This window comes from Saccharibacillus sacchari (genome assembly GCF_037722395.1).
Classification (GTDB): domain Bacteria; phylum Bacillota; class Bacilli; order Paenibacillales; family Paenibacillaceae; genus Saccharibacillus; species Saccharibacillus sacchari_A.
This window is the reverse complement of sequence record NZ_JBBKAR010000001.1, coordinates 295,950-311,995: the sequence shown is the minus strand read 5'-3', so window position 1 is coordinate 311,995 and position 16,046 is coordinate 295,950. Positions and strand designations below refer to the sequence as shown.

The 16,046-nt window shown below is 52.4% G+C and carries 13 protein-coding genes; all 13 read right to left on the bottom strand.

Annotation, left to right across the window (positions count from 1 at the left end):
- Positions 1 to 32: 32 nt before the first annotated feature.
- Positions 33 to 302 carry a 30S ribosomal protein S15 gene (gene rpsO / locus WKI47_RS01520; protein ID WP_037282261.1) on the bottom strand — a complete coding sequence of 90 codons (270 nt, stop codon included), beginning with the start codon at positions 300 to 302 and terminating at the stop codon, positions 33 to 35.
- A gap of 171 nt (positions 303 to 473) precedes the next feature.
- Positions 474 to 1,415 (bottom strand): bifunctional riboflavin kinase/FAD synthetase, encoded by a 942-nt coding sequence (locus WKI47_RS01515; protein WP_340225407.1) that lies wholly within the window; start codon positions 1,413 to 1,415, stop codon positions 474 to 476.
- 70 nt (positions 1,416 to 1,485) lie between these two features.
- Positions 1,486 to 2,400 carry a tRNA pseudouridine(55) synthase TruB gene (truB, locus tag WKI47_RS01510; RefSeq protein ID WP_340225406.1) on the bottom strand — a complete coding sequence of 305 codons (915 nt, stop codon included), beginning with the start codon at positions 2,398 to 2,400 and terminating at the stop codon, positions 1,486 to 1,488.
- A complete protein-coding gene (locus WKI47_RS01505) occupies positions 2,397 to 3,374 on the bottom strand; it encodes a bifunctional oligoribonuclease/PAP phosphatase NrnA (protein ID WP_340225405.1) in 978 nt (325 codons plus the stop codon). Before WKI47_RS01505 ends, truB begins: the two co-directional genes overlap by 4 nt.
- Positions 3,361 to 3,759 carry a 30S ribosome-binding factor RbfA gene (gene rbfA / locus WKI47_RS01500; protein ID WP_340225404.1) on the bottom strand — a complete coding sequence of 133 codons (399 nt, stop codon included), beginning with the start codon at positions 3,757 to 3,759 and terminating at the stop codon, positions 3,361 to 3,363. The genes WKI47_RS01505 and rbfA overlap by 14 nt, the downstream gene beginning before the upstream one ends.
- A 17-nt stretch (positions 3,760 to 3,776) precedes the next feature.
- Positions 3,777 to 6,302 (bottom strand): translation initiation factor IF-2, encoded by a 2,526-nt coding sequence (infB, locus tag WKI47_RS01495; protein WP_340225403.1) that lies wholly within the window; start codon positions 6,300 to 6,302, stop codon positions 3,777 to 3,779.
- The gene (locus WKI47_RS01490) at positions 6,295 to 6,618 is read right to left on the bottom strand and encodes a L7Ae/L30e/S12e/Gadd45 family ribosomal protein (protein WP_037282273.1); all 324 of its coding nucleotides are present in this window, start codon (positions 6,616 to 6,618) and stop codon (positions 6,295 to 6,297) included. Before WKI47_RS01490 ends, infB begins: the two co-directional genes overlap by 8 nt.
- Positions 6,611 to 6,922, bottom strand: a complete 312-nt coding sequence (rnpM, locus tag WKI47_RS01485; protein ID WP_037282275.1) for an RNase P modulator RnpM — start codon at positions 6,920 to 6,922, stop codon at positions 6,611 to 6,613. Before rnpM ends, WKI47_RS01490 begins: the two co-directional genes overlap by 8 nt.
- 38 nt (positions 6,923 to 6,960) lie before the next feature.
- Complete coding sequence (gene nusA / locus WKI47_RS01480) at positions 6,961 to 8,058, bottom strand: transcription termination factor NusA (protein WP_340225402.1); 1,098 nt, start codon at positions 8,056 to 8,058, stop codon at positions 6,961 to 6,963.
- Between the two features lie 34 nt (positions 8,059 to 8,092).
- Positions 8,093 to 8,554, bottom strand: coding sequence for a ribosome maturation factor RimP (rimP, locus tag WKI47_RS01475; RefSeq protein WP_037282280.1), 462 nt, complete (start codon positions 8,552 to 8,554; stop codon positions 8,093 to 8,095).
- A 207-nt stretch (positions 8,555 to 8,761) separates the two neighbouring features.
- Positions 8,762 to 13,093: a PolC-type DNA polymerase III gene (locus WKI47_RS01470; protein WP_340225401.1), complete on the bottom strand. Its 4,332-nt coding sequence runs from the start codon at positions 13,091 to 13,093 to the stop codon at positions 8,762 to 8,764.
- 109 nt (positions 13,094 to 13,202) lie between these two features.
- The gene (proS, locus tag WKI47_RS01465) at positions 13,203 to 14,660 is read right to left on the bottom strand and encodes a proline--tRNA ligase (protein ID WP_340225400.1); all 1,458 of its coding nucleotides are present in this window, start codon (positions 14,658 to 14,660) and stop codon (positions 13,203 to 13,205) included.
- A 75-nt stretch (positions 14,661 to 14,735) separates the two neighbouring features.
- Positions 14,736 to 16,022: an RIP metalloprotease RseP gene (gene rseP, locus WKI47_RS01460; protein ID WP_340225399.1), complete on the bottom strand. Its 1,287-nt coding sequence runs from the start codon at positions 16,020 to 16,022 to the stop codon at positions 14,736 to 14,738.
- Positions 16,023 to 16,046: the final 24 nt, after the last annotated feature.

The window sequence follows — 16,046 nt, the reverse complement described above, 5'->3', positions numbered from 1 at the left end:
CAACCAGGCTGCTTGTGCAAAACTTTTTAATTTTAGCGACGCAGGCCGAGTTTTTCGATCAGTGCGCTATAACGTCTAACGTCATTGTTTTTCAGGTAAGCCAACAGTCTGCGACGTTGTCCGACCATTTTCAGAAGACCGCGACGCGAGTGGTGATCTTTCTTGTGCGTACGCAGGTGGTCCGTCAGGTTAACGATGTTTTCCGTCAGGATCGCAACTTGAACTTCAGGAGATCCTGTATCGGATTCGTGAGTTCTGTGCTCTTCGATCAGTTGGTTCTTGCGTTCTTGTGTCAATGCCATCCAATTCACCTCCAAATAATGTAGAAAATCTGATCCCCAAAAGCCTCGTATCGGCCGGTGAAAGCCAGAAACCAAGCCATGGTTAAGTCGCTTACGTAAACGCAAGCAACGTAAATCAGTATAACAAACGTTTAGTGAAAAGTAAACCACCATGCCATAAAAATCGAACGTCTACTTGTTCAGAATGCTGCGTGCTTCATCCGCATCTTTGGCAATCTGCGCCACAAGCTCGTCAATCCCCGAAAATTTACGCTCCGGACGAATATACTGCACCAGGTCAATCCAGACATCCTCGCCGTAAATACTGCGATCAAAGTCGAACAGATGGGTCTCAAACGTAGGCTTGACGCTTCCATCTGTAAACGTCGGCTTCACGCCTACATTCATGACGCCTCCGTACACTTCTTCACCGAGGCCGAAACGTACCGCGTATACGCCTTTTGCAGGCGTTACATAGTGACCTGACGGATTGACGTTGGCAGTAGGGAAACCAATCGTACGTCCCCGTTTATCTCCGTCTACGACGGTACCGCGAACCCGGTAAGAACGACCGAGCCAGCGCTCGGCTTTCTCCGCATCGCCGAGCTTCAGCGCAGCGCGAATCCCCGAACTTCCGACCTTCTCTTCATCCAATAAAAATGGAGAAACGGTCTTGACTTCGATCTTTCCGCCGCTTAACGGTTTGATCGCTTCCGCAGTCCCTTCCCCCATAAACCCAAACCGGAAATCAAAACCAACGACTGCCGTAGCCACTTCAAGCGGCATTAACACTTTGGTTACAAAATCGGATGGAGGAACCTTTGAAAATTCCGGTGTAAATTCGCCCACATACATATAGTCCACGCCGAGCTTTTCCAGAATGCTCTCCTTATCGCGCAGGGGCGTCAGGTAGCCTTCGTAATCTCCCTTGCCCATCACTTCCTTCGGATGGGGATGGAACGTCAGTACCGCAACCGGCAATTGTAGACTGCGTCCCAGTTCCAATGCACGTTGAATGACACTGACATGCCCTAGATGAAGACCGTCGAATTGTCCGATTGCCATGATCTGCCGCTGAACGGGAATATTTTCTCCGACCCCGATTAAAGGATAAGTTAGCGTTATCGTCTTCATTGTTCGATCACCTGCATTTTCCGTCGTTTGATCGTTCGATCATTGCTATTCCTCGCGGAGTGCCGGGCACTTAAGGCAGGAACACTTTGACCGGAACGACTTTGCCGACTTCTTCGTCCCATCTGTAAATCCCGATAAAGCGGTCATCCGGCGTATAGAGTCTGAACTCTTTTTGTACCCCTTCCACAGAAGGCAGTACAGCCCAAGACGACAGCTTTTGCCCGCGTAATGCGTTCTCCAGCCTACTTTCGTCCACCTTGTGCTCAGGCATATGAACGGCCGCCTTGTCTGCCCGAACGAGCGTATCCGCAAGCGTGCCTGCTTCCATCCGCTCCGCAATCTCTTCAAAGGTCAAGCAGCCATCCAGACCGATACCCGCGGACAGCGTGCGCTCCAGCTTCGCCATCGTCGACGGAACACCCAGCTTGGCGCCCAGATCGACGCAGAGCGTACGGATATAGGTTCCTTTTGAACATAATACACGCAAAGAAACCTCCGGCTGATCGCCTGCCTCAAAGCCTGTAACTTCGAGTTCATGGATCACCACTTCACGTGCTTTGCGCTCCACGGTCTTACCTTCGCGAGCCAGCTCATAAAGCCGTTTACCGTCAACTTTGATTGCCGAATACATAGGTGGGGTCTGCATGATCGGACCGATAAAATCGGTCAAAGCTTCCCGTACTTGGGCTTCGGTAATTCCTGTTTTGGGCATTTCCTCGATTACGGTCCCCGTCAGGTCTTCCGTGTCCGTCGCGATGCCGAATTTCAACACCGCACGATATTCCTTTGGCATTTCCTGCAAATATTCGACCATCCGGGTCGCGCGCCCCAAGCAAAGAGGCAACACGCCCGTAACGGACGGATCAAGCGTGCCCGTATGACCGATTCGTTTCATTTGAAGCAGTCGCCGACATTTCGCCACGACATCGTGAGACGTCATGCCTGCGGGCTTGAGTACCGGCAGTACGCCGTCGAAATCATTCATAGCGATTGTTTGATCCTCTCGATCACGAGTGCCGTCACTTGCTCAAGCGTGCCTTCCAACCGGCAGCCGGCTGCGCGCACATGCCCGCCTCCGCCGAATTCGGCAGCGATAGCCGCCACATCCACTTTGCCTGCGGAACGCATGCTGGCTTTGACCGCATTCTCGTTAATAACTTTAAACAGAACGCCGACTTCGACGCCCTGAATATTGCGTGGGTAATTCACGATGCCTTCCAGGTCTTCGTTGGACGCGCCCGCCTGAACCATATGCTCGGGCGTTACATGCACCCATGCGACTTTGCCGTTTTCGGACATTTGCAGAGTAGCCAGAGCCAAGGTCAGCACATCGAATTGCGGCTTGGTCAACTGCTCCAGCAGCAAATCCGCAAGATCCGGACCGTTCACGCCAAGCTCCAGCAGATGGGAAGCTATTTGCATGACTTTCGGCGATGTACTGGAATATCGGAAACCGCCGGTATCGGTCAAAATCCCCGTATACAACATTTCCGCGACATGGCGATCCCAGCCCAAATCGAATGAGGCCAATAGATCGTATAGGATCTCGGCTGTCGCAGCCGCATCCGCTTTGATCAACGTCTGCGTGCCGTACTCGTCATTCGTTGGATGATGGTCGATATTGAGCAGATTCGCTTCTTTTTCCATCCATTCCGAAACCAGACCGACCCGTTTGAAATCCGCACAATCGACACAAATGATATTGCTATAGGTTCGTGTACGTTCCGTCAAACTCATATCCAGAATCTGCTCGGAACCTTCCATGTACGTCATACGCTGCGGGATCGGTCCTTCATTAATCATCGTGAAGGTTTTCCCTAAACGCGAGAGAAGCCAGCCCACCGCAAGGGTGGAACTGACTGCATCTCCGTCGGGCTGTACGTGCGCCACGACCAGGAAGTCATCGTGCTGTTCGATAAATTGCCGCGCACCGATTAAATCCTGCTCATACGTCCGCATCGCCGTCTCCTTTATGATCTTGTTTGGCTTTCTCCGGCGCGTCCTCCGACTTGATCTGTCCCAGCAGGCTTTCAATCTTGCTGCCGTAGGCGATCGATTCGTCGAGATGGAAGATCAGTGCCGGCGTATGCCGCAAGCGAATTCGTTTGCCGATTTCGGTGCGAAGGAAGCCTGTCGCTTTTTTGATACCTGTCAGCGACTGCTGCTTCTGGTCTTCGTCGCCGAAAATGCTCAGATACACGTTAGCTTCGGACAGGTCGCCCGTCACCTCAACATCGGTGACGGTAACGAATCCGATACGCGGATCTTTCAATTCGCTTTGAATCATCTGGCTGAGTTCTTTTTTGATTTCTTCGCCAACTCGGCCTACTCTAATTTTTGCCATATTTTTTCACCCCGCTTTTAGCGCTCGACAGCTTCCATCACGAAGGCTTCGATAATGTCGCCTTCTTGGATATCGTTGTAATCGAGCGTGATTCCGCATTCGTAGCCTTGAGAGACTTCTTTCGCGTCGTCTTTGTAACGTTTGAGCGAGTCGATCTTACCTTCGTAGACAACGATGCCGCCACGGATCAAGCGAGCTTCCGCATTACGCGCAATCTTGCCTTGAATAACCATGGAGCCTGCGATTACGCCGACTTTGGTAACTTTGAACGTGCTGCGGACTTCGGCTTGGCCGATAACCGTTTCTTTGAAGATCGGGTCGAGCATGCCTTTCATCGCTTGCTCGATCTCTTCGATTACGCTGTAAATAACGCGGTGCAGACGAATGTCTACTTTTTCCTGCTCGGCAGTCAACGAAGCCTGGTTGTCCGGGCGAACGTTAAAGCCGATTACGATAGCATTGGAAGCCGCCGCCAAAATAATATCGGATTCGTTGATCGCGCCGGCACCGCTGTGGATGATCTTGACGCGAACGCCTTCGACTTCGATCTTCGCAAGCGATCCTTTGAGGGCTTCGACCGAACCTTGAACGTCACCTTTGATAATGACGTTGAGGTCTTTGATTTCGCCGTCTTTGATATGCTTGAACAGATCGTCGAGGGTAACGCGAGTGTTTGCGCCCATATCCGATTCGCGTTGGGTGATCGAGCGCTTGTCGGCGATGCTGCGAGCTTTACGCTCGTCTTCAAATACCATGAACGGATCGCCAGCTTGCGGCACTTCCGTCAGACCCGTGATTTCGACCGGAGTCGACGGGCCGGCTTCCTTCAGTCGACGGCCTTTGTCGTTGACCATTGCGCGCACGCGTCCGAAACAGTTACCTGCTACGAAAGCATCCCCGATTTTCAGCGTACCGTGCTGAACGAGGATACGGGCAACAGGGCCACGGCCTTTATCCAGCTCGGCTTCGATAACCGTACCACGGGCACGCTTGTCCGGATTTGCGCGGTAGTCGTTGACTTCAGCTACCAGCAGAATCATTTCAAGCAGGCCTTCAAGACCCATTCTTTGCTTCGCGGATACGTTAACGAAGATCGTATCGCCGCCCCACTCTTCCGGCACAAGTCCGTACTCCGTGAGTTCTTGCTTGACGCGGTCCGGATCGGCACCCGGCTTGTCGATTTTGTTCACCGCTACGATAATCGGCAGGTTTGCCGCTTTCGCGTGGTTAACCGCTTCAACAGTCTGCGGCATAACGCCGTCATCCGCTGCAACGACGATAATCGTCATGTCGGTTACCTGTGCGCCACGAGCACGCATCGCCGTGAAGGCTTCGTGACCCGGCGTATCCAGGAACGTGATTTTTTTGTTGTTGATCTCGACTTGGTAAGCACCAATATGCTGCGTGATACCGCCGGCTTCGCCGCCCGTTACGTTCGTCGAACGAATTGCGTCAAGCAGTGTCGTTTTACCATGGTCGACGTGACCCATGATGGTTACGACCGGAGGACGCTCTCTCAGATCGGCTTCTTCATCGGTTTCTTCCAATGTCTCGAAACGATCGTCTTCGACCGGGATTTTGATTTCGACTTCAACGCCGAAATCGCCTGCGAGCAGTTGGATCGTTTCCAGATCCAGCTCTTGGTTGATAGTCGCCATTACGCCGAGCATAATGAGCTTTTTGATCACTTCCGAAGCATCCTTATGCAGAAGCTTCGCTGTTTCGCCAACGGTCATCGTGCCGCGCACGATAATTTTCTTAGGCGTATTGTCGATTTTTTCTCTTGGCGGCTGGTTGTTGCGGTTGTTGCCGCCACGGCCGCCTTTACCACCACGACCGCCTTGGCCGCCACGGAATCCGCCTCTATTGTCGTCGGAACGGCGTTGTCCGCCTGGACGTCCACCGCCCTGCCCGCCTCCGCGATTTCCGCCTTGGCCTCCTTGTCCGCCTGTACGGTTACCGCCCTGTCCGCCTTGACCGCCGCTACGGTTACCACCGTAACTGCTGTTCGAGGAAGAAGGTCCGCGGCTTTGCGAACCCGTGCCCGTACCGCTAGGACGCGAGCCTTGACTGCTTTGACCGCCACCGCTGCGAGTTCCGCTTTGGCCGCCGCTGCTTGGGCGTGCGCCTTGACCACTGGATTGAGGACGGCTTGCGCCGCCGCTTTGCGGACGACTTTGACCGCCGCCTACGGAAGAAGAACTGCGGTTGCCCTGAGGACGGTTACCGCCTTGACTTTGCGACTGACTGCTACTTGGGGTTTGGGGTTTATTATTCATACCTACCTGCTTTTCTTGTGAATTTTTTATTTGGCTATCACCGTTCGATTGCGGCTTGCTGCTTGGAGATGCCGGCTTGGAGGCATTCGACTTGATTTTCCGAAAAAATTGTTCCACTTTGCCGATTGCCTCGGGTTCCATCACACTCATGTGATTATTCACCGGCATTTCGAGTTTTTTCAAAATGGTAATGATTTCTTTACTGCTCATGTCGAGCGATTTGGCGTATTCATAGACCCGAACTTTGTTTTCTGGTTTACTCAATATACTCCACCTCCGACGTTGTCCCCAGTTTCCTGCGGATCATGTCGGCAAATCCCTGTTCGGTCAACGCGAGTACAAGACGTTCTGGCTTACCAATACTGGCGCCTAGCCGCTCGCGGTCAAAACCGACGAGCAGGGGAATGCCGTATGAAGCGCATTTGTCGCGAAACTTTTTTTGGGTATTGGACGAGGCGTCGCCGGCCAAGACGACCAACTTGGCTTCACGCGACCGGATAGCTTTGATCACCATTTCGTCTCCGGTAACCATCTTTCCGGCGCGCATGGCCAGCCCCAGTCCCGAAAGCTCATTATTCATCGTCTGTTTCTCTCTCCTGTAATTCACGGAATTGGTGTTCAACCCGAATGAAGTCCCGGGCAAGTTGTTCGTAGATCTCGGCCGGCACCGGCTGCTTGAGCGCGCGGTCCAATGACTTATTCTTCTGGGCAAGCCGGAAGCAGTCAGCATCTGCGCGCAGATAAGCGCCTCTGCCGGATTTTTTGCCTGTAAGGTCGATCTCGATTTGGCCTTCCGGCGTGCGGACGACCCGAATCAATTCCTTTTTAGGCAGCATTTCCTGGCTGGCTACGCATTTACGCAACGGTACCTTTTTCGTTTTCATGGCTGGAACCCCCGCTTTCGCCTATAACGTTAAAAATGCTAGTCGATAGACACGGAGTCTTGAGGCATTTCGCCGTCGTACGTGCGCTCTCTGCCGAATTCTTCTTCAGCCTGTGTCTCGCTTTTGATATCAATCTTCCAGCCCGTCAGCTTCGCCGCAAGGCGCGCGTTTTGGCCTTTGATCCCGATCGCAAGCGACAACTGATAGTCCGGTACGATGACGCGGGCCATTTTTTCGGCTTCGAATACTTCGACTTCGATGACTTTGGAAGGACTTAGCGCATTCGCCACGTATTCTTCCACGCTCTCGGAGTAGTTCACAATGTCGATTTTTTCCCCGCGGAGTTCGTTCACGATCGTTTGTACGCGCACGCCTTTTGGACCTACGCAAGAACCGACCGGATCGACTTCCGCATTACGGGAATAAACGGCGATTTTCGAACGGAAACCGGCTTCGCGTGCTACCGATTTAATTTCGACGACGCCATCGAAAATCTCAGGCACTTCAAGTTCAAACAGGCGCTTCAACAGTCCGGGATGTGTCCGAGACAAGATGATTTGCGGCCCCTTTGTCGTATTCTCTACCTTTGTGATATAACCTTTGATCCGCTCGTTGTGCGCGAATTTCTCGCCTGGCATAAGTTCGGTAAGCGGCAAAGCCGCCTCGATCTTGCCCAGATCGACATACAGATTCCGGGCATCCATACGCTGTACGGTTCCCGTTACGATGTCTTCCGTTTTGTCAACGAACGCATTGTAGATCAGACCGCGCTCGGCTTCGCGAATCCGCTGTGTCACGACTTGTTTCGCCGTTTGTGCAGCGATGCGTCCGAAATCACGAGGCGTAACTTCCAGCTCCGCAATATCATCGATTTGCAGATGCGGATTGATTTCCCGCGCATTTTCGAGCGAGATTTCGGTTCTTTCATCCAATACTTCCTCTGCCACCAATTTGCGCGCGTATACTTTAATTACCCCGGTATTACGATTCATATCCACGCGTACGTTTTGAGCCGTGTTGAAATTGCGTTTGTAGCTGGAGATCAGCGCTGCTTCGATCGCTTCGAAAAGAATCTCTTTGCTAATCCCCCTATCACGCTCCAGCTCGTTTAATGCTTCAATGAAATCCGTACTCATTTGCCCAACGCTCCCCCTTTCAGGACTATCTATATTAGAAAATAATGGCCAGTCTGGCGCTGGCGACCTTGTCGTAAGGCACAGCTGCCTGTTTCTTCCCGAACGCGATAACAAGTTCCCCGTTTTCAAACGAAAGCAGTTTGCCTTCGAATTCCTTCGATCCGTTAATCGGTTCGTAAGTCGTAACGAAAACATCTTTTCCGACTGCCTTGAGCACGTCTTCCGCTTTTTTCAGCGGGCGTTCGGCTCCCGGCGACGATACTTCCAGGAAGTACGCTTCTTCGATCGGGTCGTTTTCGTCCAGTTTCTGGCTCATGTACTCACTGATCTGCCCGCAGTCATCGATATCGATGCCGCCTTCCTTATCCACGTAAATACGCAAGAAATAGCTGCCGCCTTCCTTCACGTACTCCACATCGACCAGTTCGAATCCCTGTTCAGTCAGGTACGGTTCGATCATCTCTTCTACGGTTGTTTTAATCTTCGGTGTGCTCAAGCATTCACCCTCCAAGCGTTGTCAAGTTCCGTCCGCAAGGGCGGTGCAGAAGATATCAGCCCAAAAGTAAAGAGTGGGTTGCCCCACTCTCTACACAAAGATCTATCTCCTACTGTGTCTAACTCCAAAATCCTACCTCGATTATACCATAAGCCCGTAATGGTGACAAGTATGAGGGCTTTACAAAGGCCGTCATTACGCCCTTCTTTAGAATAAGGAGAGCTGGTTGCTTTCAGGCAGACCGCGGAAGCAGCCCAGTTGCCCAAGCAGTTCGATAATAGTTTTCGAGGCTTTCGACTTCTGCTGGAAATCCTCGATTGAAAGGAATTCGCCATGTTCACGCGCGGCAGCTACACCTTTTGCCGCATTGTCGCCGAGACCGGCAAGCGACGAGAACGGGAAGATCAGGCTGGTTCCGTCAACGATGAATTTTTGGGCGTCGGAGCGATACAGATCTATCGTTTTGAAAGTGAAACCGCGGGCCGTCATCTCAAGCGCCATCTCCAGAATCGGCAGCATGGCTTTTTCTTTTGGCTGCGCTTGGAAGCCTTTTTGCTCGATCTCGACGATTTTCCGCCCGATCGCTTCATACCCTTGACAGAACAACTCGATTTCAAAGTCCGCCGCGCGGACAGAGAAATAGGTCGCATAGTATTCGATCGGGTGATACAGCTTGAAGTAAGCCGTACGCACAGCCGAAATGACATAGGCCGCGGCGTGGGCTTTCGGGAACATGTATTGGATTTTCAGACAGGAATCGATATACCAGTTCGGCACTTTGCAGCGCTTCATTTCGTCGATCCATTCCTGCGGAAGCCCTTTGCCTTTACGAACGCTTTCCGTAATTTTAAACGCCAGGCTCGCGTCCATGCCCGCTTTGTAAATCAGGAACAACATGATATCGTCCCGACAGCCGATTACGGTTTTGATATTGCAGGTGCCGTTTTTGATCAGTTGATCGGCATTGCCCAGCCAAACGCCGGTTCCATGCGACAGACCGGAAATTTGCAGCAAATCGGCAAAACTCGACGGCTTGGCTTCGATCAGCATCTGACGCACGAATTTGGTCCCCATCTCCGGTACGCCATACGTGGCCACGGGAGTACGGATCTGCTCCGGCGTGACGCCGAGCGAATCCGTGGAGTTAAACATGCTCATGACTTTCGGATCGTTCATCGGGATCGTCGTCGGATCGACGCCGGTCAAATCCTGAAGCATACGCATCATCGTCGGATCATCGTGTCCCAGAATATCGAGCTTGAGCAAGTTCTCATCGAATGCGTGATAGTCGAAATGGGTCGTTTTCCATTCCGCGTTCACGTCGTCGGCCGGGTACTGGACAGGCGTGATGTCTTCGATCTCCATATAGTCCGGCAAAACGACAATACCGCCCGGGTGCTGTCCGGTACTGCGTTTAACGCCGGTACAGCCGGAAGCCAAGCGATTCAATTCGGCCGAGCGCCAGCGCTTCTGGTGGTGTTCTTCGTACTTTTTCGCAAAACCGAACGCTGTCTTTTCGGCGACCGTACCGATCGTGCCGGCACGGAACACGTTATCAGGGCCAAACATGACTTTGGTAAAGTTATGCGCCTGAGGCTGGTATTCGCCCGAGAAGTTCAAGTCGATATCGGGAACTTTGTCGCCTTTGAAGCCCAGGAACGTCTCGAACGGAATATCATGTCCTTCGCCGAGCATCGTCGAATCGCAGTTCGGGCATTGTTTGTTAGGTAGGTCGAATCCGCTTCGCACGCTACCGTCCAGGAACCATTCGCTATGTTTGCATTCCGGGTTCCGGCATATATAGTGCGGCGGCAGCGGGTTAACTTCGGAGATTCCCAGGAACATCGCGACCACCGAAGAACCGACCGAACCCCGCGAACCGACCAGATAACCGTCGCTGTTCGACTTTTTAACCAAACGCTCGGAGATCAGATAGTTGGCAGAGAAACCAAACTTGATGATCGGGCCGAGTTCTTTTTCCAGCCGCGCAATGATCACTTCCGGAAGCTCTTCGCCGTACATTTCTTTCGCCGTGTTGTAGCAGGTATCGCGGATTTCCTGATCGGCTCCTTCGATAATCGGCGTGTACAGCTCCGACGGGAACAACTTGATTTCTTCGAAACGGTCGGCCAGTTCGGACGTGTTGGTCACGACGACTTCTTTGGCTTTTTCCTCGCCCAAAAACTTGAACTCTTCCAGCATTTCTTCGGTCGTGCGAAAATGGGCGTCCGGTTTGTTCTGGTCTTTGAGCGGGCTGAATCCCGTGATGCCGTGGATCGTGATGTCCCGGTACATTTTGTCCCGCGGGTCGAGGTAATGCACATTGCCTGTGGCGACGACCGGTTTATTCAGCTTGTTGCCGATCTTGCATACTTTTTCGACCGCGATTTTGAGTTCTTCGGCGCTGCCGACCAGACCTTTGTCCACCAAGTGCATGTACATGGTCAACGGTTGGATTTCCAAAACGTCATAGAATCCGGCTACGTCTTCTGCCTCTTCGACTGTTTTGTTCAACACAGCTTCGAAAAATTCGCCTTTTTCGCAGCCTGACAAAATCAGCAAGCCTTCACGCATGTTTTCGAGCTTGGACTTCGGAATGCAAGGCACCCGTTTGAAATGCTCGGTATGCGACATGGATATGAGTTTGTACAGGTTTTTTTTGCCGACATCGTTCAGGGCGTAAATGCCGCAGTGGAACGGACGCGCATTGGACAAGTCTTTACCGACAAAGTCGTTCAAACGGCTCAAATTGTTAAGATTGCGTTCTTTGACCGCGTCTTCGATCAGTCCCGTTAAAATGCCTGCCAACGCTATCGTATCGTCGATCGCGCGGTGATGGCTTTCGAGCGCCACTTTATATCGGTTTGCCAATGTGTTCAAACGGTGGTTTTTCATCGTTGGATGCAGCAAACGCGCCATTTCCAACGTATCGAGCACCGGATTCTCCATTAGCGGCAGATCGAAGTTTTTCAACGTCGCCTGGATAAACCCGATATCGAATCGTGCGTTGTGCGCGACAAGAATAGCGTCTCCGGCAAAGTCCACGAATTCCCGAATTACGCTGTCGATCTCCGGCGCTCCGCGTACCATGTCATCCGTGATATTGGTCAACTGCTGGATATGGTAAGGAATGCGTTCATGCGGATCGACAAATGTCGAATAACGTCCCGTTTCCTGACCGTCCCGCATTTTGACCGCCGCGATTTCGATGATTTTGTTTTGCGTGATCGACAAGCCGGTGGTCTCGATATCGAAGACGACGTATTCCGCCGTCTTCAATTCGCCGTCCCGGGGATTGAGCACGACCGCGACCGAATCGTTAACTACGTTGGCTTCGACGCCGTACATCATTTTGATCCCGTTCTTTTTGGCGGCTTTGGCCGCATCCGGGTAACATTGCACGCCGCCGTGATCGGTGACCGCGATCGCTTTATGTCCCCATTTCGCGGCGCGCTTCACGTATTCGTCGATCGAACATACCGCGTCCATCGTACTCATTTTGGTGTGCAAATGGAATTCGACGCGCTTTTCTTCCGCATTGTCCATCCGAATCGGAGGCGACTTGATCTCCATCAGGTCGGAAGGAATCATGACCAGTTCCGGAATCTGCATAAAACGGTCCATTTCGACGCGTCCGCGGGCTTTGACCCATTTCCCGTTCGCAAGCAGACTCATGACTTTCAGATCGTCTTTGTTTTTCGCGAACATCTTCATTTGCAGCGAGTCGCTGTAGTCGGTCAGGTAATAGGTGAACAAAGTGCTGCCGTTACGCAGTTCTTTGCTTTCCAGACCAAAAATCAGACCCTGGATCGTAACCTTCTTCTCTTCGTCTTGCAGCGTCTGAAGCGAGATGGCTTCGTCGCGAATATCGTAGCCGATTTGGAGTTTGACGACTTCGCCGTCTTCATTCTCCTCGCCCGCATTGATTTCCGCATCGATCTCCGCCATCATTTTCTCGATCGCGGCTAGTTCGTCACGTCTGCGCATCTCATCGAATTGGGCTTTGGCCTCTTTGGCTGCGTCTTCTCCCGTGTCGACGTTCAATTTGACCTGAAGCTGAAGACCGAAATATTTTTCGTAAAAGTCGGTCAGAGCTTTGTCGATGTTACGCTTCTTGCCAAGCTCCAGCGACATCGGATCGGCAAACGAAACCGTGGTCACGCTTCCTTCCGTTACCGCTTGCGCTCTGGCCATCCAACCGTTGACCGAAGGGATTTCGCGCTGCGCCCATTCGATAAACAGCTTCCAATACTCGTTTACGATCTCGCTTTGCCGATTTTCCCCCGTATATTGAAACAAAAAGCGAATCTTCGCAATATGCTTGAGTCGCTCCTGGATCTGCAAACAAAAAGTACGGTAAATCTGTGCCGGTACCAATGTATCTTTGACCAACACGATTTTCCAATCGCGATTCGACCGGCTGATTTCTACCCGGTCGATATATCCATCATTAAAATAAGGGTCCGCCGCGCTAGCGGGCATCTCGGCCTGCTTCATTAGCAATTCGAGGCGCTGCCTGCGCTCCGCCGTCTCACTCATCGTCTGTCCCCCCTTTGTTTCGTAAAAAGCGAAGAGCTTCCGCGGCGGGCCACTTTCTTCGCCCCGCCGCCGGAAGCTTCATTCCCGGTTGTGCTTTGTGTATAAAAGATTAATACGCTTTTGCAAATACAACGGTGTGCTTGGCTGCTTCTCCGCAAGCGACGCAAGTCGTCTTATGTTCCTGCGGATCGAACGGAATATTACGGCTTGTCGCGCCCGTCTCGGCACGGACCGTATCTTCGCAAGCTTCGCTTCCGCACCAGCCGGCCAGGAAGAATCCGCGCTTTTCTTCCATTTGAGCGCGCATTTCGTCCAGGTTATCCACCGAGTGGAAATGGTCGGCACGGAATTGAAGCGCACGCTCGTACATTCCTTTTTGAATATCGTCCAACAATTGCTTCACGTCAGCCACTACGTTATCGAGCTGAACGGTCAGCTTGTCGCCGCCCAGACGCGAAGCCAGCAGGCAGACGCCGTTTTCGATATCGCGCGGTCCGATTTCGATCCGTACCGGAACGCCGCGCATTTCGTATTCGTTAAATTTCCAGCCCGGACGCACATCCGCACGGTCGTCCATGTTCACGCGGATACCTGCCGCTTTAAGCTCGGCATACAGGGCGTCCGCTCGCTCGATAACCATATCACGCATTTTCGGAGGCCCGATCGGGATCAAGACAACCTGAGTCGGCGCTACTTTCGGAGGAATGACCAGACCACGGTCATCGCCGTGCGCCATGATCATCGAACCGATCAGACGTGTGCTTGTGCCCCATGAAGTCGTATGCGTGAACTCCAGCTCGTTATCGCGGTTGAGGTATTGGATCTCAAACGCTTTGGCGAAGTTGGTGCCCATATAGTGGGAAGTACCCGCTTGAACCGCTTTGCCGTCTTTCATCATCGCTTCGATCGAATACGTATCGACCGCGCCCGCGAATTTTTCGGACGGTGTTTTTTGACCCATCACGACTGGCATAGCCAGGAAGTCTTCGACGAAATCACGGTAGAGTTCGAGCATGCGCATCGTTTCTTCACGTGCATCCTTCTCGTCTTCGTGCGCCGTATGGCCTTCTTGCCACAGGAACTCGCTTGTACGCAGGAACGGCATGGTCCGTTTTTCCCAACGCATCACGTTTGCCCATTGGTTGATCAGAACAGGCAGATCGCGGTACGATTTGATCCATTTGGAGTACATATGGCCGAACATCGTTTCCGACGTCGGACGTACCGCAAGACGCTCTTCCAAAATATCGCCGCCGGCTTCGGTCACGAACGGAAGCTCCGGGTTGAAGCCTTCGATATGCTCTTTTTCTTTTTGGAAAAAGCTTTCGGGAATCAGCATCGGGAAGTAGGCGTTGCGGTGTCCCGTTTCTTTGAAGCGACGGTCCATCTCTTGCTGAATGTTTTCCCAGATCGCATAGCCTTCCGGACGGAACACGATACAACCGCGAACGGGCGCATAATCCATCAATTCCGCTTTTTTAATGACATCGATATACCAGCGTGAAAAGTCTTCACTCTGCGGGGTAATCTCTGTAACGAACTGCTTATCCTGTTTATCGCTTGCCATGTATGTCCCTCCGTTTATCGAACAAGCCGCCTTACCGCCAGATGACGGCAAAGTCGGTTTTTAACTTGTGAATGCCTAGCCTTTGATGATGCGCAAAATATCGTTATACGTCACGGCGATCATAAGCAGGAAGATCAGCGCGAAACCGATAAAGTGCACCATGCCTTCTTTATTCGGATCGATCGGCCGTCTGCGTACAGCTTCGATGCCGAGGAAAATCAAGCGGCTTCCGTCCAGCATTGGAATCGGCAGCAGATTGAAAATCCCCAGGTTGATGCTGACAAGCGCCGTCCAAAGAATCATCTGATCGATGCCCTGGCTGGCGATCTCCCCGGTAGCCTGCAACGTACCTACGGGCCCCGCTAATTGATTGATGTCAAAGCGTTCGAAAACGAGTTTGCGCAACGCATCCAAGATGGCCGTGCTGCCGCTCGCGAACGATTTACCCGCGAATTCGAACGTTTCCGTGAAGGACGCGCTCCGTTTGATTTTGCTTAATTGAATGCCGACTTGCAGCACTTGGCTTCCGTCTTGCGCATCAACCAGCTTCGGCGTCACCGGCACTTGAACGCTCTCGTTTCCGCGTTGCACGGTCATTTCGACTTCGCTTCCGCCTGATGCGTTAACCAATTCCGTAACCTTAGCCAAATCCCCGTTCACGGCTTGCCCGTCGATCGACTGAATGATATCGCCTTTGACCAGATCCGACGAATCGGCCGGCGTTCCCGCGACGATATCCGCTACTTCGACACCTGTCGCTTTTTCGTCAGGTACGCCTGAGACCTGTACGTAAATCAGGAACAACACGAACGCCAATACGAAGTTCATCAGAGGTCCGGCAAAAATCGCCAAAGCACGCTTGCCTACGCTTTTGCTGCGGAACTGACGGTCTTTTGGCGCAACCTGAAGCTCTTGGCCGCGCGTGACGATATCCGCTTTGCGGTCGACTTCGAGATGCTGTGTTTCGCCGTCCACGTTCAAGCGAATCTGCATTCTCTCCTCGATATCGATCCATTCGATTTCTCCGATCACGACATTGCGCCGATTATCCAATTGATCGAGGTAAATCTTTTTGACGACACCTTCATCCGATAAACGAACCGCGATGGTTTGTCCCGGCTGGATCGGGTCAAGCTCGGGATCTTCACCGGCCATTCTTGCGTAACCGCCAAGTGGCAAAAGTCGCAGGGTGAACATCGTTTCATCTCGTTTATAAGAAAATAGCTTGGGGCCGAAGCCGATTGCAAATTCCCGCACCAAAATGCCTGCGCGTTTCGCAAAGTAGTAATGTCCCCATTCGTGCACCGTAACGACGACGAAAAACATCAGTACGGTCAGCACGACGATCTGAAGTGTCATCATGTCTGGTCTGATCCTCCCTGTTGG

Bases quoted from the DNA above. Each gene is read 5' to 3' on its own strand.
- WKI47_RS01470 (WP_340225401.1), bottom strand. From the start codon at position 13,093: ATGAGTGAGACGGCGGAGCGCAGGCAGCGCCTCGAATTGCTAATGAAG.
- rbfA (WP_340225404.1), bottom strand. From the start codon at position 3,759: ATGGCAAAAATTAGAGTAGGCCGAGTTGGCGAAGAAATCAAAAAAGAA.
- rnpM (WP_037282275.1), bottom strand. From the start codon at position 6,922: ATGAAAACGAAAAAGGTACCGTTGCGTAAATGCGTAGCCAGCCAGGAA.
- rpsO (WP_037282261.1), bottom strand. From the start codon at position 302: ATGGCATTGACACAAGAACGCAAGAACCAACTGATCGAAGAGCACAGA.
- WKI47_RS01505 (WP_340225405.1), bottom strand. From the start codon at position 3,374: ATGCGGACGTATGAGCAGGATTTAATCGGTGCGCGGCAATTTATCGAA.
- WKI47_RS01490 (WP_037282273.1), bottom strand. From the start codon at position 6,618: ATGAATAATGAGCTTTCGGGACTGGGGCTGGCCATGCGCGCCGGAAAG.
- truB (WP_340225406.1), bottom strand. From the start codon at position 2,400: ATGAATGATTTCGACGGCGTACTGCCGGTACTCAAGCCCGCAGGCATG.
- rseP (WP_340225399.1), bottom strand. From the start codon at position 16,022: ATGATGACACTTCAGATCGTCGTGCTGACCGTACTGATGTTTTTCGTC.
- proS (WP_340225400.1), bottom strand. From the start codon at position 14,660: ATGGCAAGCGATAAACAGGATAAGCAGTTCGTTACAGAGATTACCCCG.
- nusA (WP_340225402.1), bottom strand. From the start codon at position 8,058: ATGAGTACGGATTTCATTGAAGCATTAAACGAGCTGGAGCGTGATAGG.
- WKI47_RS01515 (WP_340225407.1), bottom strand. From the start codon at position 1,415: ATGAAGACGATAACGCTAACTTATCCTTTAATCGGGGTCGGAGAAAAT.